This is a genomic window from Streptomyces sp. (assembly GCF_036566765.1).
Lineage (GTDB): Bacteria > Actinomycetota > Actinomycetes > Streptomycetales > Streptomycetaceae > Streptomyces.
Genome location: NZ_DATCVQ010000569.1, coordinates 1 through 21162, shown reverse-complemented (window position 1 = coordinate 21162; position 21162 = coordinate 1). Strand labels below are relative to the sequence as shown.

The 21162-nt window shown below is 73.2% G+C and carries 17 protein-coding genes; 7 read left to right on the top strand and 10 right to left on the bottom strand.

The window, feature by feature from the left end; all coding sequences use genetic code 11:
* Nucleotides 1-10 precede the first annotated feature (10 nt).
* Nucleotides 11-535, bottom strand: a complete 525-nt coding sequence (locus VIU94_RS33040) for a GNAT family N-acetyltransferase (RefSeq protein ID WP_331917185.1) — start codon at nucleotides 533-535, stop codon at nucleotides 11-13.
* Between the two features lie 120 nt (nucleotides 536-655).
* Between VIU94_RS33040 and VIU94_RS33035 the strand changes: the two genes are divergently transcribed.
* Together VIU94_RS33035 and VIU94_RS33030 are read left to right on the top strand one after the other, a co-directional pair.
* Nucleotides 656-1333 (top strand): HEAT repeat domain-containing protein, encoded by a 678-nt coding sequence (locus tag VIU94_RS33035; RefSeq protein ID WP_331917183.1) that lies wholly within the window; start codon nucleotides 656-658, stop codon nucleotides 1331-1333.
* Between the two features lie 6 nt (nucleotides 1334-1339).
* Entirely contained in the window at nucleotides 1340-2347 is a 1008-nt protein-coding gene (locus VIU94_RS33030) for a HEAT repeat domain-containing protein (RefSeq protein WP_331917181.1), read from the top strand.
* Here VIU94_RS33030 and VIU94_RS33025 read toward each other — a convergent pair.
* Nucleotides 2322-3539: a threonine synthase gene (locus VIU94_RS33025; RefSeq protein ID WP_331917179.1), complete on the bottom strand. Its 1218-nt coding sequence runs from the start codon at nucleotides 3537-3539 to the stop codon at nucleotides 2322-2324. The genes VIU94_RS33030 and VIU94_RS33025 overlap by 26 nt on opposite strands.
* Nucleotides 3536-5974 carry a hypothetical protein gene (locus VIU94_RS33020; RefSeq protein WP_331917177.1) on the bottom strand — a complete coding sequence of 813 codons (2439 nt, stop codon included), beginning with the start codon at nucleotides 5972-5974 and terminating at the stop codon, nucleotides 3536-3538. The genes VIU94_RS33025 and VIU94_RS33020 overlap by 4 nt, the downstream gene beginning before the upstream one ends.
* A 206-nt stretch (nucleotides 5975-6180) precedes the next feature.
* Here VIU94_RS33020 and VIU94_RS33015 point away from each other — a divergent pair, with 206 nt between their 5' ends.
* Nucleotides 6181-7662 carry a PP2C family protein-serine/threonine phosphatase gene (locus VIU94_RS33015; protein WP_331917175.1) on the top strand — a complete coding sequence of 494 codons (1482 nt, stop codon included), beginning with the start codon at nucleotides 6181-6183 and terminating at the stop codon, nucleotides 7660-7662.
* A gap of 143 nt (nucleotides 7663-7805) precedes the next feature.
* Here VIU94_RS33015 and VIU94_RS33010 read toward each other — a convergent pair whose 3' ends face one another.
* A complete protein-coding gene (locus VIU94_RS33010; RefSeq protein ID WP_331917173.1) occupies nucleotides 7806-9302 on the bottom strand; it encodes a DNA-binding protein NsdB in 1497 nt (498 codons plus the stop codon).
* Between the two features lie 235 nt (nucleotides 9303-9537).
* Here VIU94_RS33010 and VIU94_RS33005 point away from each other — a divergent pair, with 235 nt between their 5' ends.
* The 3 genes from VIU94_RS33005 to VIU94_RS32995 all read left to right on the top strand — a co-directional run bounded on the left by VIU94_RS33005 (nucleotide 9538) and on the right by VIU94_RS32995 (nucleotide 15282).
* Entirely contained in the window at nucleotides 9538-10659 is a 1122-nt protein-coding gene (locus VIU94_RS33005; RefSeq protein WP_331917171.1) for an aminoglycoside phosphotransferase family protein, read from the top strand.
* Nucleotides 10660-11023: 364 nt separating this feature from the next.
* The gene (locus VIU94_RS33000) at nucleotides 11024-12934 is read left to right on the top strand and encodes an N-acetylmuramoyl-L-alanine amidase (RefSeq protein ID WP_331917169.1); all 1911 of its coding nucleotides are present in this window, start codon (nucleotides 11024-11026) and stop codon (nucleotides 12932-12934) included.
* Nucleotides 12935-13083: 149 nt separating this feature from the next.
* Nucleotides 13084-15282, top strand: coding sequence for a terpene synthase family protein (locus VIU94_RS32995; protein ID WP_331917167.1), 2199 nt, complete (start codon nucleotides 13084-13086; stop codon nucleotides 15280-15282).
* A gap of 55 nt (nucleotides 15283-15337) precedes the next feature.
* Here the strand turns inward: VIU94_RS32995 and hslR are convergent, their stop codons facing one another.
* The 3 genes from hslR to VIU94_RS32980 form a co-directional block, all read right to left on the bottom strand.
* Nucleotides 15338-15703, bottom strand: a complete 366-nt coding sequence (hslR, locus tag VIU94_RS32990) for an Hsp15 family ribosome-associated heat shock protein (protein WP_331917165.1) — start codon at nucleotides 15701-15703, stop codon at nucleotides 15338-15340.
* Nucleotides 15704-15721: 18 nt separating this feature from the next.
* Nucleotides 15722-16222, bottom strand: a complete 501-nt coding sequence (locus VIU94_RS32985; RefSeq protein ID WP_331917163.1) for a hypothetical protein — start codon at nucleotides 16220-16222, stop codon at nucleotides 15722-15724.
* Nucleotides 16223-16332: 110 nt separating this feature from the next.
* Nucleotides 16333-16752 (bottom strand): ACT domain-containing protein, encoded by a 420-nt coding sequence (locus tag VIU94_RS32980; RefSeq protein WP_331917161.1) that lies wholly within the window; start codon nucleotides 16750-16752, stop codon nucleotides 16333-16335.
* Between the two features lie 162 nt (nucleotides 16753-16914).
* On the opposite strand from VIU94_RS32980, the gene VIU94_RS32975 reads away from it, so the two are divergent.
* The gene (locus tag VIU94_RS32975) at nucleotides 16915-19158 is read left to right on the top strand and encodes an alpha-N-acetylglucosaminidase (RefSeq protein WP_331917159.1); all 2244 of its coding nucleotides are present in this window, start codon (nucleotides 16915-16917) and stop codon (nucleotides 19156-19158) included.
* A gap of 41 nt (nucleotides 19159-19199) precedes the next feature.
* On the opposite strand, the gene VIU94_RS32970 is transcribed toward VIU94_RS32975, so the two are convergent.
* The 3 genes from VIU94_RS32970 to VIU94_RS32960 all read right to left on the bottom strand — a co-directional run.
* Nucleotides 19200-19442, bottom strand: coding sequence for a DUF397 domain-containing protein (locus VIU94_RS32970; RefSeq protein ID WP_331917157.1), 243 nt, complete (start codon nucleotides 19440-19442; stop codon nucleotides 19200-19202).
* Between the two features lie 74 nt (nucleotides 19443-19516).
* Nucleotides 19517-20701 carry a thiolase family protein gene (locus tag VIU94_RS32965; protein ID WP_331917155.1) on the bottom strand — a complete coding sequence of 395 codons (1185 nt, stop codon included), beginning with the start codon at nucleotides 20699-20701 and terminating at the stop codon, nucleotides 19517-19519.
* On the bottom strand, nucleotides 20691-21162 hold a 472-nt coding region (locus tag VIU94_RS32960), incomplete at its 5' end, for a beta-ketoacyl-[acyl-carrier-protein] synthase family protein (RefSeq protein WP_524540655.1). The genes VIU94_RS32965 and VIU94_RS32960, both read right to left, overlap by 11 nt.

Below are 21162 nucleotides of genomic sequence, written 5' to 3'. Positions count from 1 at the left end.
GACCCGCCCGTCACCCGGTCGTGCGGTAGAGGACCTGGTGGGCGTCCCACTCCACGAAGGACTCGACGTGCGCCATGCCGATGGCCTCCAGGAGCCGGCGCGAGCGGGTGTTGGCCTCCTGGGTCACCGCGATCACGGTGGGCGAGGTCCCGCGCGCCCAGTCGACCGCCACGGTCACCGCCTCGCGCGCGTACCCGTGCCCCCAGTGCTCCGGCAGGAACTGGTACGACACCTCCGTCTCGGCGCGCCGCGCGTCCCACCCCATCGTCACGAGCCCGGCGAGCACCCCGTCGTCCGCACGCGCCACCGCGAAGACCCCGCGGGCCCCGACGCACCGCCCCTGCCTGATCCGCACGACGGACTGCGCGACCGGCCCACCCAGATGGCGGCGCACCTCCGGGTCGGTCCACAGCCGCGTGACCGCCGGCACGTCACCCCGCTCCACGGGCCGCAGCACGAGCCGCCCGGTGTCGAGGACGACCGGCCAGGGCAACGGCGCGGCGGACGGGGCCGAGGGCGCGGGAGCGGAGCACATGCCCCGATCATCGCAGCCCGGACGGGCCGGCCGCTCGGGGGCGCGGGGCGTGTGGGGGTGGCCGCCGCTTGACCTTGACACCGTGACAAGGTCTTCACTACGGCCAGGGAGGTGGTCCCGATGACCATGCCGAAACAGGACACGGACACGGATGCGCGGCGAGCTCTTCAGGGGCTGGAGGACAGCCGCTCGTCGGTGCGGCTGCGAGCGGCGATGACGGTCGGCACGACGCCGGACGTGCGGTACATCGACAAACTCATCGAACGATGCGCGATCGAGCCCGAGTTCCACGTACGCGAAATGCTCACATGGGCACTCACCCGCCACGACTCGGCGATGACGGTCCCAGAGCTTCTCGAGGAACTCCGCTCGGAGGGGGTGCAGGCACGCAGCCAGGCGTTGCACACCCTGTCCAAGATCGGGGACCGGCAGGCGTGGCCGGCGATCACACGGGCGCTCCTGTCCGACGCCGACGACGAGGTGGCCAGGAGCGCGTGGCGGGCAGCGGTCGTACTCGTGCCCGAAGGCGAAGAGCCCGATTTGGCCGCAGTGTTGGCGACACAGCTCGGGCGCGGCGAGCGTGAGACGCAGTTGAGCCTCAGCCGGGCGCTGATCGCGCTCGGCGAGGTGATGGTGCCGACTCTGCGCACTGCGATGGCGGATCTCGACCCTCGGGTGCGTCAGCACGCGATCGCCACGGAACGGCTGCTGCGCGACCCGGACGCCGGATTCGAGTTCGCGATCGAAGAGGCGAAGCGCGCCGTGGCCCTCGGCGGTACCGGCCAGGAGGAGGACTGACAGACGGTGTTGATCGGTGATGTGGCACGACGGTCCGGGGTGAGCGCCCGCATGCTCAGGCACTATGAGTCGGTCGGCCTGGTGCGGCCGACGGGTCGTACCGAGGCCGGGTATCGGGAGTACTCCAGCGAGGACATCCGGCGCATCTTCCATATCGAGAGCCTGCGTTCCTTGGGGCTGTCGCTGCGCGAGGTCGGGCTCGCGCTGGACGACCCCGGCTTCAAGCCCTCGGAGCTCGTCGACGACCTCATCCGCCAGACGCGCGAGCGCATCGCCGCCGAGACGGCGCTGCTCACCCGACTCCGTCGGATCGGCGCCGCGGAACCCGCCGGCTGGGAGGACGTCCTCCAGATCGTCGCGCTCCTCCATGCCTTGGGGTCGGAGAGCGCCGGGAAGCGCCAGCGCGCGGCCCTGTCCTCGGTCGACGAGGGTCCGGTGCCGGTGGAAGCCCTGGTCGAGGCAGCGTTGAGCGAGACGGACCCGATCGTCGCCGGGGCCCTTCGCTGGGCCTTGGCGCGGTCGGGGGACGGCGGCTGGGCGCTGCTGGCGGAGGGCCTCGGCTCACCGGTGGCCGAGGTACGCAAGCGTGCCGTCCAGTCCCTCGCCGAGCTTCCGAACGCCGAGGCGACCGCACTGCTGCGGGACGCCCTCACCGACTCCGACATCGTGATCCGCAGGTGTGCGGCCCTGGAGCTCGGGGCACGCGGAGTGGCCGACGCGGTCCCGACCCTCATCGACATGGTCGTCGAGGGGACGAACGACGTCGCCGCGGCCGATGCACTGAGCGCGCTGTCCAGCAGTCCCGCACTGGCCGATCAGATCGCCACCGGGCTCGTCGACTGCTTCGCCCACGCCACCGTCGAGTCGTCCGCACGCCGACGTCTGACACAGGCGCTCGCGGACATCCCGGGAACGACAGCGTCACGTGCCCTCGCGGACCTCGCACACGACGAAGACCGTGCCGTCGCGCTCACGGCGGCATACATCCTCACCCTGCGCGACCGACAGCCTTGAGGGCGGTTCGGACCGTCTCCCAGTCGCCTGGCATCGGGCCGTACGTCACGTCCCGGGAGGCCGTCGCGATGTCCTTGAAGCCGCTGGACGTCGCGACGCAGACCACAGGGCCGTCGACGTCGGCGGAGCCGTGCACGCGGAGGCCTGCGAGGCCGGCGGCGGCGGAGAGCTCGAACCAGAGGCCCTGGGCGGCGAGTTCGTCGCGAGCGGCGGCCATCTGCGCGTCGGTGACCGTCAGCGCGGCTCCGCCGCCGGCGCGAAGGGCGACGACGCCGCGGTAGCTGCCGACGGCGCAGTCGATCGCGTACGCGTCCGTCGGCCCGACCGGGACGTGCGTGGCGGGCCGCCCGGTGCGCATCGCCTCGGCGAGCGCGCCGGCCGCGGCAGGCTCGCAGGCGTGCACCCGCGGGACGGAGTCGGCCAGGCCGAGCCGCACCAGCTCGGTGAAGCCCTTCGTCACGCCGAACAGCAACTCGCCGTAGCCGGTGGGCAGATAGACCGCCGCCGGGACGCGGCCGAGCTCCAGGAAGATCTCGTACGCGACGGTTTTGTACCCCTCCGGGCCGAAGGGATGCCCGGTGTGGGCGGTGTCGGTCAGGCTGCTGACGGCCTGGTAGCCGAGCTCGGCGACCATCCGGCGCATCAGCGGGCGTACGTCCTCCAGCGGGACGGTGAGCACCGCCGCGCCGTACGCGCGCAGGAAGGAGGCGACGGCGGGCGGGGCGTACGGGGAGGCGAACACCGCGCAGGGCAGCCCGGCGCGGGCCGCGTACGCGGCGGCGGACGCGCCGTGGTTGCCGGACGAGGAGACCACGATGCCCTGCGCGCCGGAGGCCTTCGCCGCGCCGACGGCGACCCGGTTGAGCCGGTCCTTGTGGCTCCACGTGGGGTTGCGGGACTCGTCCTTCACGTACACGCCGTCGGCCAGCCGGACCAGCGGCGTGCCGCCCTCGCCGAGCCCGGGCGCGGCGAGCGGGGGCAGGAGCGGGGCCCAGCGTTCGAGGCCGTGGGCGGGTGCGGCGGGCGCGGTGAACAGTTCGCGCGGGACGCGGTCGTACGCGTAGTCGATCTCCAGCGGGTACGCGACCTCGTCGGTCGACGTCACCGGGCAGCCCTCGGTGAGCGGCGGCCACAGGGGGTGGCGGACGACCGGGTCGGCGAGGGAGCGCTGTGCGGTGGCGAGGGAGGTCATGCGGGGTCCTTTCGCTGGAAACGGTCCAGCCTCCGCTGGATCGCCTGCAGGGCCCCGGCGCGACGCCCCGGCACCTGCCGCCGCAGCTCGACCAGTTCGGGCGCGAGGGCGCGCGCCTTCGCCTCGTCGCGGACCTGCTCCCACTGATGATGCGCGCGGTCGACCGCGCCCTCGACGTCGGGGTGCGACAGGTCCTGCCGTTGCCCGATCCGGGCGCGGGCGGCGGCGATCCAGAGCTCGCAGCTGCGGGCGGGCTCGTCGGCGAGGCGGGCGAGGTCGGCGCGGACCTCCAGCCAGTGGATCGCCTCGCCGGACCCCGCGCCGTGCCGGCGCAGCGCGTCCAGCTCCCACGCGGCGGCGGCCGCAGCCGCCTCGGTGTGCCGCCCGGCCTGCGCGGCGGCCAGGATCCCCGGATGCGGATCCCCCTGCCCCGGCGCCACGACGTCACCGACCGGAGCCGGAGCCTCCGCGCTCCCTCGCCACCCCCGAGCCACAGCCCGAACCCGCCCCCAGGCCCCCCGAGACCCGACGTCCCGGGCGTCGGGAGCCCTGGTGGTGCGCACGGGCGCCTCCGGTGCCACCTGCGGTGCCTCGGGCGCTGGCGGTACCTCCTGCCTCTCGGGAACACCCGTCACAGGCAACGTCGTTGCGGCCTCCGGCAGCACAGCGGGCATCTCAGCCATACGCGGCGGCCCAGCGGGCCGCTCGGGCACACTCACCGCCGCCTCCCGCACCCCGGGAGCGCCCTCCGCAGGCGAAGGCGACGCCGTCGGCCGCTCGGGTACGCGCGAATCCGCCTCGGGCAGCGCCCTTGCCCGCTCGGCCACGCCCTCAGCGGGCGGCTCGGACGCCCTCGTCCGGTCTGCCCCTGCCTTCCAGGCTTCGGGCAACGCAGCGGGGCGCGCGTCCTCGCCGTCGACCTCCACCGGCTCGGCCGCGCCCTGCGGTTCCCGTCCGGTGGCGGCCGGCTGACGGTCGGTTTCGGCCAGGGAGCGCGGTACCGGGAACTCGGCCGGACCTGCATCAGCCGGCCCCTGCGGGTCCGAGTCGCTCTCCCCGACCTCCACAGGGGCCTCCCGCCCCGCCTCGTACCGCTCTGAAGCGGACGCGTCCGCAACATCCCGAGCCGTCGGCTCCGCCGGCTCGGCCGCCCGCGAGCCGGCCTCCGCGTCGCCCTCCCCCAGTGACCGCGGCAGCGGGTACTCCTCCGTGCCCGCGGCATAGGCCCGCTCTTCGGCGGCACGGAAGTCGGCCGGTTCCTGCCTTTCGAGTGCCGGAGGCTCTGATGGGAGACGGACAACCGCCGGGGGGTCGAACGCCGTGCCGACAACCGGCACGGGGTCGACTTCCGGGCGGGCTCCCGGCGCCGGGGCGACCACCGGAGGAACGACTGGTCCCGCGGCGACCCGCGTAGGGACAACCGGTGCCGGGGCGACTACCGGAGGGACCACCGGCACGGGGTCCACCGCCGGGCGGACGACCGGTGCCGGATCGACTACCGGAGGGACCACCGGCACGGTGTCCAACTGCGGAGGGACAACCGACGGGCGGTCGAACTCCGGTCCGGCGGCCGCCGGGCGGTCGCCCACCGAGGCGTCGAACTCCGGGTCGACATCCGCCCGCTGCTCGCCCACCGAGGCGTCGAACTCCGCGCCGGCAACCGCCCGCCGGTCGCCCACCGGAGCGTCGAACTCCACGCCGACACCCGCCCGGCGGTCCGACGCCCCGCGGTCGTCCACCCCGCGCTCGTCCCCCAACCCCCCGAACACCCGCGCCTCATACCCCCGCTCCAACAAAATCGCCTGGCCCGCCTGCGTCCGAGCCGTTGCCTGTGCGTGCAGGGATGCGAACGTCGGGCGGGCGCCCGCGCGCCAGATCGTGGCGTAGGCGCGTAGGTAGTCGGGGGTCGGCCGGGGCGCTCGGCGGCCGGGGGGTGGGGCGACGCGGCCGTACAGCTCCGTGCCCGGGGGCAGTTCGAGCAGTTCCGGGTGCTGCTCCAGCGCGCGCCACGTCGCCGCGTCCGCCACCAGGTCCGCGACCACCGTCGTCGTGCCGGGGCGTCGCTCCTTCACCGCGTCCGCCAGCCAGTGCCACGGCAACGCCGTGTACCGCAGGGTCGCCGTCGACGTACGGGCCAGCGCCAGGTGCGGCAGGCTCTGGCGGTGGTCCAGGTGGAGCTGGCCCGCCAGGTAGACCGCCAGGCGCCCCGCTCCCGTCGCCGCCCCGCGCAGCCGTGTCAGTACGGTCTGCGGCTCGACGGGGTCGGCGAGTTCGACGACCGTCGCGACCCGCGTCCCCGCCAACGCCCCCGGCGGCACCGCCGCGAGCGCCGGCAGCACCGACGTCGCGTCGACGATCCTCCCCCGTCCGGCCGGCGCCGCCGCGATCAGCACCACGGTGCCCTCGCCCTGTCCCTCGATCACTGCATCCACCACACCTGCACCGTAGCGCCCGCCAACCCCTCGACATCGTTTCCTGAACTCGTCCGCGTGGCCGATAATCGGTGCGCCGTTGGCATATGTCAGGAGCACCACCGGATCGAGTGTTGCCAAACTCCTTACGGCTTCTCCCGGCCTGTGCGACAGTCATAGCTGGTCCTTCCTCCAAGACCTGGCCCGTGCCGCCTGTATCGGAGTACGACATGCCGTCCCATCTGTTCGCGGACCGCTCCGCCCAGCCCCCGGAACCCGGCACCGTGGACGCGCTGATCTCCCAGACGCGCCGACTGCGCGGGGACGTGGACGCGGTGCGCCGGGACGCGGCGGCGGACGAGGACGACCCCCAGGTCCGCTGGCAGCGCGCGCTGTGCGATCTGGCCGTGCATCAGCTGGACGACCTCGGGGCCCACTTGGGACAGCTCAAGGCCGGCCTCCCCGACGAACTCCCCCCGCTCCCGGGCGGCGACCCGGCGACCGCCGAGGCCGTCCACCTCAAGGCACACCCCACCGCCTCCCACACCGTCCCGCGCCCCGCCTCCCCGTCCCGCACCGGCTCCCTCCTCAGCCGGGTCGGCAGCGCCGAGTGGAATCTGCTCACGGACGAGGTCAGCTGGTCGGACGAGCTGTACCAGATCTTCGGCCGCACCCCCGACACCGGCCCGATGTCCCTCGACGAGCTGCCCTCTCTCGTCTTTGCCGAGGACCAGCCGCTGCTCCAGGCCATGGTGACGGGGTGTCTGATCGACGGCCGGGCGATCGACGGCGAGTTCCGTGTCGTCCGCACGGACGGCGTCGTCCGCACCGTGCACATGATGGGCGAGCCGGTCCTCGACACCGACGGCTGCACGGCCTCCATGTGGGCCGTCTTACGTGACGTCAGCGAGCTGCGCCGCAGCGAGCGGGCGGTCCGCGAGACCCGTGACTCGTTCCAACGACGGCAACAGATCGAGCGCACCGAGCGCCGCGTCGCCGTCGAACTGCAGGAAGCCGTCCTGCCCCCCTGGCGCGGCTCGCTCCGCTTCGCGCACGGCGGTCCGGCCCCGCTGGACGTCGCCGGCCACTACCTCCCCTCCGCGACGACCGGCCTGATCGGCGGCGACTGGTACGACGCGCTCGCGCTCCCCGACGGGGAGGCGCTGCTCACGGTCGGCGATCTCACCGGCCACGGCGTCGCCGCCACCTCTTCCATGGCCATGCTCCTCGGCGCCCTGCGCGGCATGGCGGTCGCCGGGATCGGCGCCGGCGCTCTGATGGGCCACCTGAACCGGCTCCTGGAGACGTCCGTCCAGCCGGCCCTGGGCAGCGCGATGTGCTGCCGCTACAGCCCCGTGGACCAGACCCTGACCTGGGCGCAGGCCGGACACCCCGCCCCTCTGCTGTTCCGCGGAGGGACGGGGCGGGCGCTCAGTCGGCCGGAGGGCGTGCTCCTCGGCGCGACGCCGGGCGGCGCGTACGGGGAGGCCAGGGTGCGGCTGCTCCCCGGCGACCTGCTCGTGCTGCACACGGACGGACTGACCCGCGGCAGCTTCGACGACGACTCGGGCACGCGACGCCTGCTGGGGCTCGCGCCGCGGCTGGCCGGGGCGCGGGACGCGCAGGAGTGCGTACGGACGGTGGTGGAGGAGTTCGGCGAGTCCCCTCGTGAGGACGACGCCTGTGTGATGGCGGTGAGGGTGGGGGGCTGAGCGCCCCGGGCGTCGATCGCCCGCCTCACCGAGTCCGCCGGCGTTCCGGCTCACCGACTCACCGAATCCACGGCGTTCCGGCTCACCGAATCCGCGGCATTCCGGCCACCAGGGCCTTCCCGGCCACGGCGGACCGGCCTTCGTCAGATCTGAGTGTTTCTCGGCTTCCGCGCCGCAGGGTTGTTCGGCAGTGCGAGCTCGATCTCCTCCCGGAGGTCCTGGATCTTCGCGTATTCCGCGTACTGCCCGGTGAGCCGGTACATCTCGCGCAGCCGGTCCCAGGTGCGGTGCGAGGAGGTCTCCCCCATCGACACCAGCGCCAACCGCGCGTACCGGTCGGCCTGTTCGGGGTCGTCCGCGATGAAGCAGGCGGATGCCAGCGAGATGTAGTCGAACAGCATGGAGCGCTGTCGACCGCCTTCGCGCAGTTCGAGGGCCAGCTTGGCGTGCCGCTGCGCGGGGATGGCCGCCGCCGGATCGTGGTCGGCGAGGGTTCGGTAGGCGAGGGCCTGCATGCCGTGCAGGTCCGCCTCGTCGAACATCTGCATCCAACTGGGCGGCGGCACGTCCATCTTGTCGGAGACGAACAGGTCCTCGGCCTCGCCCAGGGTGCGCTTCATCGCCTGGCCGCGGCCCATGGACGCCTGCGCCCATGCCTCGATGGTGTGCAGCATGGCCCTGGTGCGGGGCAGCATCTCCTCGCCCGAGCCCGACTTGGCGAGCTGCATCAGGTCGAGGGCGTCGTCGGGCCGACCGAGGTGGACCATCTGGCGGGCCGCGCGGGAGAGCGCCTCGCCGGCCCGTGGTCGGTCGCCGCCCTCGCGTGCCGCGTGCGCGGCGATGACGAAGTACTTCTGGGCGGTGGGTTCGAGGCCGACGTCGTGGGACATCCACCCGGCCAGGACGGCCAGGTTGGCGGCGACGCCCCAGAGGCGGCGCTGCAGATGGTCGGCGTGGCGGTAGGCGAGCATGCCGCCCACCTCGTTCAGTTGGCCCACCACTGCCTTGCGCTGCAGCCCGCCTCCGCGGGCCGCGTCCCAGGCGCGGAAGACCTCGACGGAGCGCTCCAGTGCGTCGATCTCCTGCGACCCGATGGGGGCGGCCTCGTAGCGGTCGAACCCAGCGGGGTCGGCGTGCAGGGGATCGGTGGAACGGGGGGCGTCGTTGGCGAGTGCGGGGTCGGCGTGGAGCCAGTCGTGCATGGCGCTGCTGAGTGCGGAGCCGGCGGCGAGCGCGGCGCCCGCGCCCACCAGGCCGCGTCGGTTGAGCATGAGGTCCATTCCCGTGAATTCGGTGAGGACCGCTGCCGTACGGTCGGGCGCCCAGGGCAACCCGTCAGGGTTGTCGGTCTTCCTGACGTTCTGCCGTCGTCCGGATCGCCCGTGTCGTACGAACCCGAGGTCCTCGATGGTCACGACACGGCCGAGTCGCTCAGTGAACAGGGCGGCCAGCACGCGGGGAACGGGATCGCGCGGGGTCTCCCCCATGTCGATCCAGCGTCGGACCCGGGAGGTGTCGGTCGCCAGCTGCGGGTGGCCCATGGCCGCCGCCTGCCGGTTCACGAGCCTCGCGAGCTCTCCCTTGGACCAGCCGGCGAGGCCGAAGAGGTCTGCCAGGCGGGTGTTGGTCTGCCCTGTCACGTCTAAGCCCCCAGGTTCTCGGCTGAAGTTGACAGTAGCCCGGTGGCATAGGGCTGGCGACTATTCGCCAGGGTTCGCCAGGGTCCGCTCAATGTTCCGCCAGGGTGCGGCGGGTGTCAGGTAGGAAAGCGCCACCCCGCCCCGGCAACCGGCCCTCATTCCCCAGGGTGCGGTCCGGTGGCCGGGCGGGGCGACGCACGCGACTCGTCGGACCACGAAGGGATCTGTCTCGCCCATGTACACAGCATCGTCCTCCGTGTCCGCACCGCCCCGGCCGCAGCACCGTTCCGTCCCGGTCGGCAGCGGACCGTATCTCGCTCCCGTTCAAGCGGGCCGGGCCCGGCGGCGGCCGGGGACGGCGCCTCAACCGCTCAGCGGGAGAATCGACCTGTCGGGCCCCCAGGGCGCCCAGGTGCGGATGGCCATCGCCTCCGTCCACCGGATCTGCCCGGAGTTCAACCCCGTCCAGGTGCTGCGCCGCAGCGGTCGTTCCGTCCTGATCGTCGGAACGACCGGACGCACCACGGCCGTCGCCAAGTGTTTACTCGATCACTCGTCGGCCTGGACCGAGCGATTCCGCCACGAAATAGCTGCATATCGCGCCTTCGTCCGGCACCGCCCCCCGGTGCGCGCACCGCGGCTGATCGCCGCCGACCCGGACAACTGCGTACTGGTCATCGAGCGGATGCCAGGGCGGGCCGCGGCCCTGACCCGGCACCCCGTGGAGGCCCCGCCGCGCGCCGACGTGCGCGCCGCGCTGGGGGCGATCGCCCGGCTCAACGCCTGGCGGCCGCCGGCCGGGACCTTCGACGCGCCGCTCGACTATGCGTCCCGGATCTCCCGCTACCACGAGCTGGGGCTGTTCACCGACCGCGACCGCGACGACCTGCAGAAGCTGCTGCACGGTCTGGCGCATGCGGGCGGGCGGCAGGGCATGGGGCAGTTCTGTCACGGTGACGCGCTCCTGTCGAACATCCTGCTGTCGCCGACCGGTCCGGTGCTCGTCGACTGGGAGCATGCGGGCTGGTACCTGCCCGGGTACGACCTGGCGACGCTGTGGGCGGTCCTCGGCGACGCGCCGCTGGCGCGGCGGCAGATCAGTCAGCTGGCGCAGCAGGCCGGCCCGGATTCGCGGGACGCGTTCCTGGTGAACCTGATGATCGTGCTGACCCGGGAGATCCGCACGTACGAGACGGCGGTGCAGCGGACCATCCGCGAGGCCCCGCCGGCCGGTTCCACGCCGACGCCGTCCGGCGCGGTGTCGACGGGTGAGGAGCAGCGGCTGCTGTTGCGGCGGCTGCACGACGACTGCGCGCTGGCCCGGCGGGCCGTGCGCGCCGCGGTGGGCACGCGCTAGCGGGACGAGCGGCCGCCGCCGACGAGGGGGAAGCGCGCCGTGCGCCCGGTGCCGACACACCGGGCGCACGGCGCGCTGTCGTGTGCGGACCAGGAATGCCGTACGGACGAGGAACACCGTGCGGTCGGCGGCATTGGTCCACTCCACTGACGCGCCGCAGGCCCGCGCGCCGCCGTCGCGAAACTCCGCCGAAGCCTCTCTGACATGCGAAATCGCCGACAGCGAGGGGTGATTGACGGATCGTCGGGAAGCCGCTACCCCTGTACGGGTCCGGCACCGCACGCCCCGTCGTCCCCCCTCGTCCCTGGAGGCTGCAATGCCCAGTACGGCGTCTCGCAGACATGTCCATCGAGCGGCGGGGGCGATGGCGTCCGCCGCTCTGCTGTTGCCGCTCCTGTCGTCCGGCCCCGCCGCGACGGCCGAGGAGCCGCCCTCGTCCGGTGCGCTGCAGGCCGACTTCGCGGTGGCTGCCGGGCGGTACGGGGTGCCGCAGAGCGTGCTCATGGCCGTGTCGTACCTGCAGTCCCGCTGGGACACGCACGGCGGCGCGCCGAGCGTGACCGGCGGCTACGGGCCCATGCATCTGACCGACGCGCGCACCGCGCTGGCCGAGGCCCCGCACCACTCGCACGGCGAGGAGGACGCTCGCGGCGACGACTCCCGTACGGCGCGCGTGGTCACGGAGGCCGCGCTGCCGGAGTCGGCCGAGCTGCCGGCGCGGCTGCGGACCCTGGAGCGGGCGGCGGAGCTGTCCGGGCTGTCCCCGGAGGAGCTGCGGACCAGCACCGCGGCGAACATCCAGGGCGGCGCGGCCCTTCTGGCGGCGGCCCAGCGGGAGTCGGGGCGGCCGGCGAGCGGCGATCCGGCGGACTGGTTCGGCGCGGTGGCGCGCTACTCGGGCGCGGACGACACGGCGACGGCGACGACGTACGCGAACGACGTCTTCGACGTGATCCGGACCGGCGAGCGGCGCACCACGGACAGCGGCCAGACGGTCGCCCTCGCGCCCGCGCCGGACGTGACCGCGGACGCCGCGCAGGCGGCGGCGCTGGGGCTGCGGACGGCCGACAAGGGGCCGACCGAGTGCCCGCCGACGGTGGCGTGCGAGTGGATCCCGGCGCCGTACGAGGAGTTCGGCGACGGGGACTACGGCAACCACGACAAGGCGAACCGCCCGGTCTCCCAGCAGATCGACTACATCGTCGTGCACGACACCGAGGCGACCTGGGACGTGACGCTCAAGCTGGTGCAGGACCCGACGTACGTGTCGTGGCAGTACTCGCTGCGCTCCTCGGACGGGCACATCGCGCAGCACCTGCCGCTGAAGGACGTCGGCTGGCACGCGGGCAACTGGTTCGTGAACGCCAAGTCGGTGGGCCTGGAGCACGAGGGTTTTCTGACGGCTCCGGACTCCTGGTACACGGAGGCGATGTACCGGACCTCGGCGCGTCTGGTGCGCTATCTGGCGGCGCGGTACGACATCCCGGTCGACCGGCAGCACATCCTCGGGCACGACACCGTCCCGGGCACGGTGGCCTCGACGATCCGGGGCATGCACACGGACCCGGGCCCGTACTGGGACTGGGCGCACTACTTCAAGCTGCTGGGCCGGCCGATCACGCCGAGCGCGGGGCCGGACGCCGGCGTGGTGACGATCCGTCCGGAGTACGCGGCGCACCAGCCGCTCTACACGGGCTGCGTGAAGGCCGGTGAGGCGTGCGCGCCGCACGGCAGCGGCGCGGTCCGGCTGCACACCGCCCCGAGCCCGTCCGCGCCGCTGGTGAAGGACATCGGCCTGCGGCCCGGCGGCCAGGACTCGACGACCGGGGTCAACGACACCGGGGCGCGGGCGTCCACGGGCCAGCAGTTCGCGGTCGCGGAGCGCCGGGGAGAGTGGACGGCGATCTGGTACCTCGGCCAGAAGGCGTGGTTCCACAACCCCAAGGAGCAGCCGACGGCGGTGAACGCGCGCGGGCCGGTGCTGACGCCGCGGGAGGGTCTCGCGGAGGTTCCGGTGTACGGCAGGGCGTATCCGGAGGCGTCCGCGTACCCGGCGGGCGTGCCGGTCCAGTCGGTGTCGCCGCTGCCGTACAAGCTGCTCGCGGGGCAGCGGTACGTGGTGGGCGACCGGACCCCTGGGGAGTACTACTTCGCGCCGGTGTTCGACACCACCGGGCACCGGGTCGTACGCGGCCAGGAGGAGTACTACGAGATCCAGTTCGGGCACCGCGTGGCCTTCGTGAAGGCCGCTGACGTGCGGGTCTCCCGGGGCTGACGAGACACGCGCGAGGGCGCCGGGGGTCGTCGCGACCCCCGGCGCCCTTTGCCGTTCATATGACTAAAGCGGGGTTCGCTTGGGCCACCCGAGGGACGGGTAATGCTGGGCCGGAAGATCGCCTCCTACACCGAAAGGCCCCGCTGGCCATGGCACAGCCCTTCGTTCTGCCGGAGTTCTACGTCCCGTATCCGGCACGGCTCAATTCCCATCTGGAGGAGGCCCGCACGCACACAAAGGAGTGGGCGCGGGCGATGGGAATGCTGGAGGGGTCCGGAATCTGGGACGAGCACGACCTCGAATCGCACGACTACGCGCTGCTGTGCTCGTACACCCACCCGGACTGCGACGCGGAGGCGCTGTCCCTCGTCACGGACTGGTACGTGTGGGTCTTCTTCTTCGACGACCACTTCCTGGAGATCTTCAAGCGCACCCAGGACCGGCCCGGCAGCAAGGCCTATCTGGACCGGCTGCCGCTGTTCATGCCGGTCGACCCGACGGCGGACACGCCGGAGCCCACCAACCCGGTGGAGGCCGGTCTCGCCGATCTGTGGCGGCGGACCGTGCCGTCGATGAGCGAGGGGTGGCGGGAACGCTTCGCCGAGGCCACCGAGGCGCTGCTGTACGAGTCGCTCTGGGAGCTCGACAACATCAACGAGGGCCGGATCGCCAACCCGGTCGAGTACATCGAGATGCGCCGCAAGGTCGGCGGCGCGCCCTGGTCGGCGGGTCTGGTGGAGTACGCGGCCGGCGCCGAGGTGCCCGCCCAGGTCGCGCACGCGCGGCCGCTGCGCGTGCTGCGGGACGCCTTCTCCGACGCGGTGCACCTGCGCAACGACCTGTTCTCTTACCAGCGGGAGGTCGAGGACGAGGGCGAGAACAGCAACGGCGTGCTGGTCCTGGAGAAGTTCCTCGGCTGCTCGACCCAGGAGGCGGCCGAGGCGGTCAACGACCTGCTCACGTCGCGGCTCCAGCAGTTCGAGAACACCGCGCTGACCGAAGTCCCGGGGCTCTGCCTGACGGAGGGGCTGAGCCCCGAGGACTGTGCGGCGATCGCGGCGTACGCGAAGGGCCTGCAGGACTGGCAGTCCGGCGGGCACGAGTGGCACATGCGCTCCAGCCGCTACATGAACGAGGGCCTGGACACCGGGCCTTCACGGTTCGACGGAGTGCTCGGCACGTCCGCGCTCGCCATCAAGACGCTGTTCGGCCGCCCGGCCGCGTCCCGGCTGCGCGCGTTCACGCACGTGCCGCACCAGAAGGTCGGGCCCTCGCTGCTGCCCGACTTCGACCTGCCGTACCAGCTGTCGCTGAGCCCGCACCACCAGGAGGCGCTGCGGCTCTCCGTCGACTGGGCGGAGCGCATGGGGCTGCTGGACGACATCTGGGACCGGCCGATGCTGGAGGGCTTCGACTTCGCGCTCTGCTCGGCGGGCCTCGACCCGGACGCCACCCCGGAGGAGCTGGAGCTCAGCGCCGAGTGGCTGACCTGGGGCACGTACGGGGACGACTACTACCCGCTGGTCTTCGGCCGGCCGCGCGACCTGGTCGGCGCGAGGGCCTTCACCGAGCGGCTCAAGTCCTGCATGCAACTGGACGATCCCGCCGTGGGACTCGCGCTCGCAGTGCACCCGATGGAGCGCTCGCTGGCCGATCTGTGGGTGCGGACCACGGCCCCGATGCGGCCAGGGGCCCGGGCGCAGCTGCGCACCGCGCTCGACGCGATGCTGGACAGCTGGCTGTGGGAGCTGCACAACCAGGCGCAGCACCGGGTGCCCGACCCGGTGGACTACGTGGAGATGCGGCGCACCACCTTCGGCTCCGAGCTGACGATGCTGCTGAGCAAGCTGCGGCACGCGGACGCACTGCCGCCGGAGATCTACCGCACAGGCACCGTCCGGAGCCTGGAGAGCTCGGTCTCCGACTACGCGACGCTCATCAACGACCTCTTCTCGTACCAGAAGGAGATCGAGGTCGAGGGCGAGGTGCACAACGGGGTGCTCGTGCTGCAGAAGTTCTTCGACTGCGACTACCCGACGGCGGTGTCGATGGTCGACGACCTGATGCGCGGCCGGCTGCGCCAGTACGAGCACATCAAGAAGTTCGAAGTGCCCATGCTCTACGAGGACTTCGATCTCGACACGGAGGGTCGGGCGGCCTTCGAGGCGTATCTGCGGGAGTTGGAGGACTGGCTGGCCGGCATCCTCAACTGGCACCAGAAGGTGCGCCGTTACGGGGCCGACGACGTCCACGCGGGCAGCGGCACGGCGCTGCTGCGGCAGGGCCCGACCGGGATCGGCACCTCGGCGGCGCGGCTCGCCTCGCTGGTGGGCCCGACGGCCGGATGACGCGGAAGGCCGCCCCCGGGGCGCCGGGGGCGGCCTTCGTCACGTAGGAGCCGCTTCAGGGGGTCCGGCCGCGAAGCTGGTCCAGCTCGCGCCGGTCGCGCTTGGTCGGGCGGCCCGCGCCGCGGTCGCGGACCGCGGCGAGCGCCACGTGCTCACGCGGGGGCGGCGGCGGGCTGTTGTCCACGTACGCCTCGGCGGCGGCCGGCGGGCCGACGCGCTTGGTGAGCAGCTGCTTCACCTCGACGATCCGCTCCCGGCCGGAGTGGAAGACCCGGACCTCGTCGCCGGGCTTGACCGGCTGGGCGGGCTTGGCCCGCTCGCCGTTCACCTTGACGTGCCCGGCCCGGCAGGCCGCGGCGGCCTGGGAGCGGGTCTTGGTCAGACGGACCGCCCAGATCCAGCTGTCGACCCGTGCGCTCATCGGCCCCCGCCCCTCTCGTCAGCCCTGCTGGAACAGCTCGGCCGGCAGCGGCTTGAGCAGCGCGTACAGGTCGTCCGTGATCGGACGGTCCCAACTGGCGATGGTCACAAGGACGTTGTCGCTGCGGTCGAACTGCACGCAGGAGATCCGGCTCTCGGAGAGCTTGAGCCGGCGCACGATCAGCAGGTTGTCGCCCTGCATCACCGGCATGTCCTCGATGTCGAGCACCTCGACCGGCTCGTCGTTCTCGAGCGCGGCGAGCAGCTGGGCGACCTCGAAGGGGATCTGGCCGTCGGCGAGCTCCCGGGCCGGGGAGCCCTCCGGCAGATTGCCGATGATCATCGCGGGGCCGCGGCCGCCGAACAGGTCGTACCGGAGGAACACGCCCTGGCACGAGCCGTCGGGGGCGGGCAGCAGACCGGCGCCGAGGTTGCCGGGCCAGTCCCCCGGGTCCATGGCCAGGACGTCGAAGTCCGGGCCCGCGGGTGTGGCGGCGCTGCGGCGGCGGAGGAAGGACATAGGGCCATGGTACGTGTCCCACGCCGCTCCGCGACGCGCCGGGGGCGGGGCCGGGAGGCCCGGCGGCCGGGGCGTCGGCGGGCCGCGCCGGGGCCCGATGACGGTCAGGCCTACGGCGTGTCCGGGGCCTCGCGGGCGGCGCGGTCCGCGAGGCCCCGCAGCACCGCCAACGCCTCGTCCGCGCGGTCGTGTTCCACGAAGAGGTGGTCGTGGTGGAAGCCGGCCACCACGTTGCAGCTCAGCCCCGCGTCGGCCAGGGCCCGGGCGAAGGCGGCGGTCAGGCCGACGGCGTCCAGCGCCGAGTGGATCCGCAAGGTGATCCAGGCGGCCGCATAGTCGTACGGCAGCCCCGCCGCGTCGGCCTCCTCCTGGCGCAGGACGAGCGTCGTGCCCTCCTCCTCGGCGACGGTCACGACGGGCGCGAGACCGGCCGGGACCGGCCCGGTCACGGTGGTGAAGACGTAACGGCCGGGGTTCCGCTCCGGCCTCATGCCGGAGATCAGGCGTGCGAGATCGCGTTCACCACTCATATATTCACCGCTCATACGTTCACCGCTCACACATTCACCGCTCATGATCGAAACGATATCCGGGGCGCGCCGACCCCACCCGCGAGTCGTCACCCATCGTTATATGGACGCACGCTCCGTCAACACGGTGGCGTCCGATCTTCCGATGGGATGAGCCGACGCGTGAGAATCCTCTGGTCCCGGGCCGGATCCCGGGTCGCCCGCACGGTCGCGGTGCTCGCGGCCTGCGCCGCCGCCCTGACCGTACTGCCCGCCGCCCCGGCGGCCCGGGCGGCCGATCCAGTGCCCGCCTCCCCCGCCTTCTCCGTCCGGCCGGCGCGCGCGGCGCTCGCCCGGCTGCTGCCGCGGCACGCGGCGCAGTTCGCCCTGGAGCCGGCCACCCGGCCCGCCTCCGGCGACTTCTTCGCCCTCTCCGGATTCGCCGGCCATGTGCGCGTCCGGGGCACCAGCCCGGCCGTGCTGCTCAGCGGGGTGAACTGGTACCTCAAGTACTCCGCCGGCGTCGACCTCGGCTGGCCGGGCCGCAGCACCTCCGCGCTGCCCGCCGTCCTGCCCGCCCCGGCGGGCGAGGTCCACCGGCCCGCCTCGGTGCCGCACCGGTTCGCCCTCAACGACACCGACGACGGCTATTCGGGCGCGTACCGGGACTGGCCGGCGTACGAGCGGCAGATCGACCTCCTGGCCCTGCACGGGGTGAACGAGGTGTTCGTGCAGATGGGCGCGGAGGCGGCGTACCACGCGGCGCTGCGGGAGTTCGGCTACTCCCGTGAGGAGCTGCGCGCCTGGATCCCGGGTCCCGCGCACCAGCCCTGGTGGCTGATGCAGAACATGTCCGGGTTCGGCGGCCCGCTCACCGAGCGGCTGGTCGAGGAGCGGGCGGCGCTCGGGCGGCGGATCGTGCGGCGGCTGCGGCAGCTCGGGATGACGCCGGTCCTTCCCGGGTACTTCGGCACGGTCCCGCCCGGCTTCGCGGACCGCCACCCGGCCGGACGGGTGGTGCCGCAGGGCTCCTGGATCGGCTTCGCCCGGCCGGACTGGCTGGACCCGCGCAGCGCGCTGTTCCCGAAGGTCGCCGAGGCGTTCTACCGGCACCAGGCACGGCTGCTCGGCACGTCCACGATGTACAAGATGGACCTGCTGCACGAGGGCGGCCGGGCGGGCGACGTGCCGGTCGCCGACGCGGCCCGCTCCGTGATGGACGCCCTGCAGACCGCCCAGCCCGGCGCGACCTGGGTGCTGCTCGGCTGGCAGCGCAACCCGAAGGTCGAGGTCCTGGACGCGGTCGACAGCTCCCGGCTGCTCGTCGTGGACGGCCTGTCCGACCGGTACGACGGGCTCGACCGGGAGACGGCCTGGCACGGCGTCCCGTACGCCTTCGGCGCCATCCCCAACTTCGGCGGGCACACGACCCTCGGCGCGAACACCGCCGTCTGGACGAGCCGCTTCGACGCCTGGCGGACGAAGCCGGGCAGCATGCTGCGGGGCATCGCCTATCTGCCCGAGGCGACCGGCGGCAACCCGGCCGCCTTCGAACTGTTCACGGAACTCGCCTGGCGCACCGGCCCCGTCGACCAGGTCGCCTGGTTCGCGCAGTACGCGGCCCGGCGGTACGGCGCGCCCGACCCGCATGCCGCGCGGGCCTGGGAGTGGCTGCGACGCGGCCCGTACAGCACGCCGTCCGGCCGCTGGAGCGAGCCGCAGGACAGCCTGTTCACGGCGCGGCCGAGTCTGACGGTCCGGTCGGCGGGGAACTGGAGCCCGAAGGAGATGCGGTACGACGCGTCCACCGTGGAGCGGGCTCTGTCCGAGCTCCTCCAGGTCGCGCCGGAGCTCCGGCGGACCGACGCGTACCGCCACGACGTGGTGGACACCGCCCGGCAGGCGCTGGCCAACCGGAGCCGTACGCTGCTCCCGCAGATCCGAGCGGCGTACGAGGCGAGGGACCTGGCCGCGTTCCGGGAGCGCTCCGCCGAATGGCGGCGCGACCTGGCCCTGCTGGACGAATTGCTCGCCGCTGACCGGCGGTTCCTGCTCGGCCCGTGGCTGGAGCGGGCGAGGGCCTGGGGGTGGACGGACGCGGAGCAGGCGGCTCTGGAATTCGACGCCCGGTCGATCCTGACGACCTGGGGGCACCGCTCCGGCAGCGAGGCCGGGCTGCACGACTACGCGAACCGGGAGTGGTCGGGCCTGGTGGCGGACTTCTACGCGCCGCGCTGGGCGAGGTACTTGGACGGTCTTGAGGCGTCCCTGGTGTCAGGTGCCAGGCCGCCCGCCCCGATCGACTGGTTCGCATGGGAGAACGCCTGGAACCTGAAGCGGGACGACCACGCCGTCGAGCCGGCGGGCGACCCGGTGGCACTGGCGGAGCGCGTCCTGGAGGCCCTGCCGCCGCTCGCACGGGCCTGAGCCCCGGCACGGGGAGGCGACCCCTCCCCGTACCGGGCCGGTCATGTCAGGTCGAACTCGCCGTCCCGGGCGTTGAGCACGAACGCCCGCCACTCCGCGGGCGTGAAGATCAGCGACGGGGCCTCCGGACGGCCGCCGTTGCGCATCGCGATGAAGCCCTCCACGAAGGCGATCTGGACGTCCCCCGCGCCCTGGCTGCCCGACCGCCAGTCGGCGTTGCTCAGGTCGACTTCCGGCTTGTCCCAGCCCGCGAAGGCGTGCTGAGCAGTGATGCTCTCGGCCACGTCTGTGCTCCTCCCGCGTCCCACAACGTCGTCCGGGCCTCAGGGTAGCGAGCGGCACCGGGCGCCGACAGACCTCAGGAGCGCGGCGGCTCCGACCCCACCAGCCACATGGAGAAGAACTGCGCGCCGCCTCCGTACGCGTGTCCGAGCGCGCGTCGCGCGTCCGGCACCTGGTGTTCGCCGGCCTGGCCGCGGACCTGCAGCGCGGCCTCCGCGAACCGGATCATCCCGGACGCGCCGATCGGGTTTGTGGAGAGCACCCCGCCGGACGGGTTCACCGGCAGGTCGCCGTCGAGTTCGGTGACCCCGGACTCGGTGAGCTTCCAGCCCTCGCCCTCCTCGGCGAAGCCCAGGTTCTCCAGCCACATCGGCTCGTACCAGGAGAACGGCACGTACATCTCGACGGCGTCGATCTCCCGGCGCGGGTCGGTGATCCCGGCCTGCCGGTAGACGTCGGCGGCGCAGTCCTTGCCGGCCTGCGGCGAGACGAAGTCCTTGCCCGCGAAGAGGGTCGGCTCGCTGCGCATCGCGCCGCCGTGCACCCAGGCCGGCGGCCGGGGCGAACGGGCCGCGCCGGCCCGGTCGGTGAGGATCATGGCGCAGGCGCCGTCGGAGGACGGGCAGGTCTCCGAGTATCGGATCGGGTCCCAGAGCATCGGGGACGCCTGGACCTTCTCCAGCGTGATGTCGTGCTCGTGGAGGTGCGCGTACGGGTTCTTCAGCGCGTTGCGCCGGTCCTTGTACGCGACGAGGGAGCCGACGGTGTCGGGGGCGCCAGTGCGCCGCATGTACGCCCGCACGTGTGGGGCGAAGAAGCCGCCCGCGCCGGCGAGCAGCGGCTGCTGGAAGGGGACGGGCAGGGACAGGCCCCACATCGCGTTGGACTCGGACTGCTTCTCGAAGGCGAGCGTGAGGACGGTGCCGTGCACGCGGGCGGCGACGAGGTTCGCGGCGACGAGCGCGGTGGAGCCGCCGACGGAGCCTGCGGTGTGCACGCGGAGCATCGGCTTGCCGACCGCGCCGAGGGCGTCGGCGAGGTAGAGCTCGGGCATCATGACGCCCTCGAAGAAGTCCGGGGCCTTGCCGATGACGACGGCGTCGACGTCCGCCCAGGTCAGCTCGGCGTCGTCGAGGGCGCGCTGCGCGGCCTCGCGGACGAGTCCGGCGAGGGACACGTCGCGGCGGGCGGCGACGTGCTTGGTCTGGCCGATCCCGACGACGGCCACGCACTCCTTCGATGTCACGGCCTTACCGGACATGCGGCTCTCCTTCCAGGACGGCCACCAGGTTCTGTTGCAGGCAGGGGCCGGAGGTGGCGTGGGCGAGGGCCCGGTCGGACTCGCCGCGGTGGATGCCGGCGGCGGCCTCGCCGAGCCGGATGAGGCCGGCGGCCATGACGGGGTTGGCGGCGAGCGCGCCGCCGGAGGGGTTGATCCGCACGCTGTCGTCGAGGCGCAGGGCCTTGCGGAGCACGACCTCCTGCGAGGTGAACGGGGCGTGCAGTTCGGCGGTGTCGACGGGCCTGTCGAAGGCGCCGGCGCGTTCCGCGGCGAGGCGGGCGGAGGGCGCGTCGGTGAGGTCGCGCACGCCGAGGGAGTGGGCCTCGATCCGGTGGTCCAGGCCGCGGATCCAGGCAGGGCGCGCGCACAGTTCGCGGGCGCGGTCGCCGGCCGCGAGGATCACGGCGGCGGCGCCGTCCCCGACGGGCGGGCAGTCGCCC

Coding starts and splice junctions, on each gene's coding strand:
- hslR (WP_331917165.1), bottom strand. CDS start 15,703: ATGAGCGCACGGGTCGACAGCTGGATCTGGGCGGTCCGTCTGACCAAG.
- VIU94_RS33035 (WP_331917183.1), top strand. CDS start 656: ATGACCATGCCGAAACAGGACACGGACACGGATGCGCGGCGAGCTCTT.
- VIU94_RS32980 (WP_331917161.1), bottom strand. CDS start 16,752: ATGAGTGGTGAACGCGATCTCGCACGCCTGATCTCCGGCATGAGGCCG.
- VIU94_RS32995 (WP_331917167.1), top strand. CDS start 13,084: ATGGCACAGCCCTTCGTTCTGCCGGAGTTCTACGTCCCGTATCCGGCA.
- VIU94_RS33040 (WP_331917185.1), bottom strand. CDS start 535: ATGTGCTCCGCTCCCGCGCCCTCGGCCCCGTCCGCCGCGCCGTTGCCC.
- VIU94_RS33025 (WP_331917179.1), bottom strand. CDS start 3,539: ATGACCTCCCTCGCCACCGCACAGCGCTCCCTCGCCGACCCGGTCGTC.
- VIU94_RS33000 (WP_331917169.1), top strand. CDS start 11,024: ATGGCGTCCGCCGCTCTGCTGTTGCCGCTCCTGTCGTCCGGCCCCGCC.
- VIU94_RS32985 (WP_331917163.1), bottom strand. CDS start 16,222: ATGTCCTTCCTCCGCCGCCGCAGCGCCGCCACACCCGCGGGCCCGGAC.
- VIU94_RS32965 (WP_331917155.1), bottom strand. CDS start 20,701: ATGTCCGGTAAGGCCGTGACATCGAAGGAGTGCGTGGCCGTCGTCGGG.
- VIU94_RS33015 (WP_331917175.1), top strand. CDS start 6,181: ATGCCGTCCCATCTGTTCGCGGACCGCTCCGCCCAGCCCCCGGAACCC.
- VIU94_RS33005 (WP_331917171.1), top strand. CDS start 9,538: ATGTACACAGCATCGTCCTCCGTGTCCGCACCGCCCCGGCCGCAGCAC.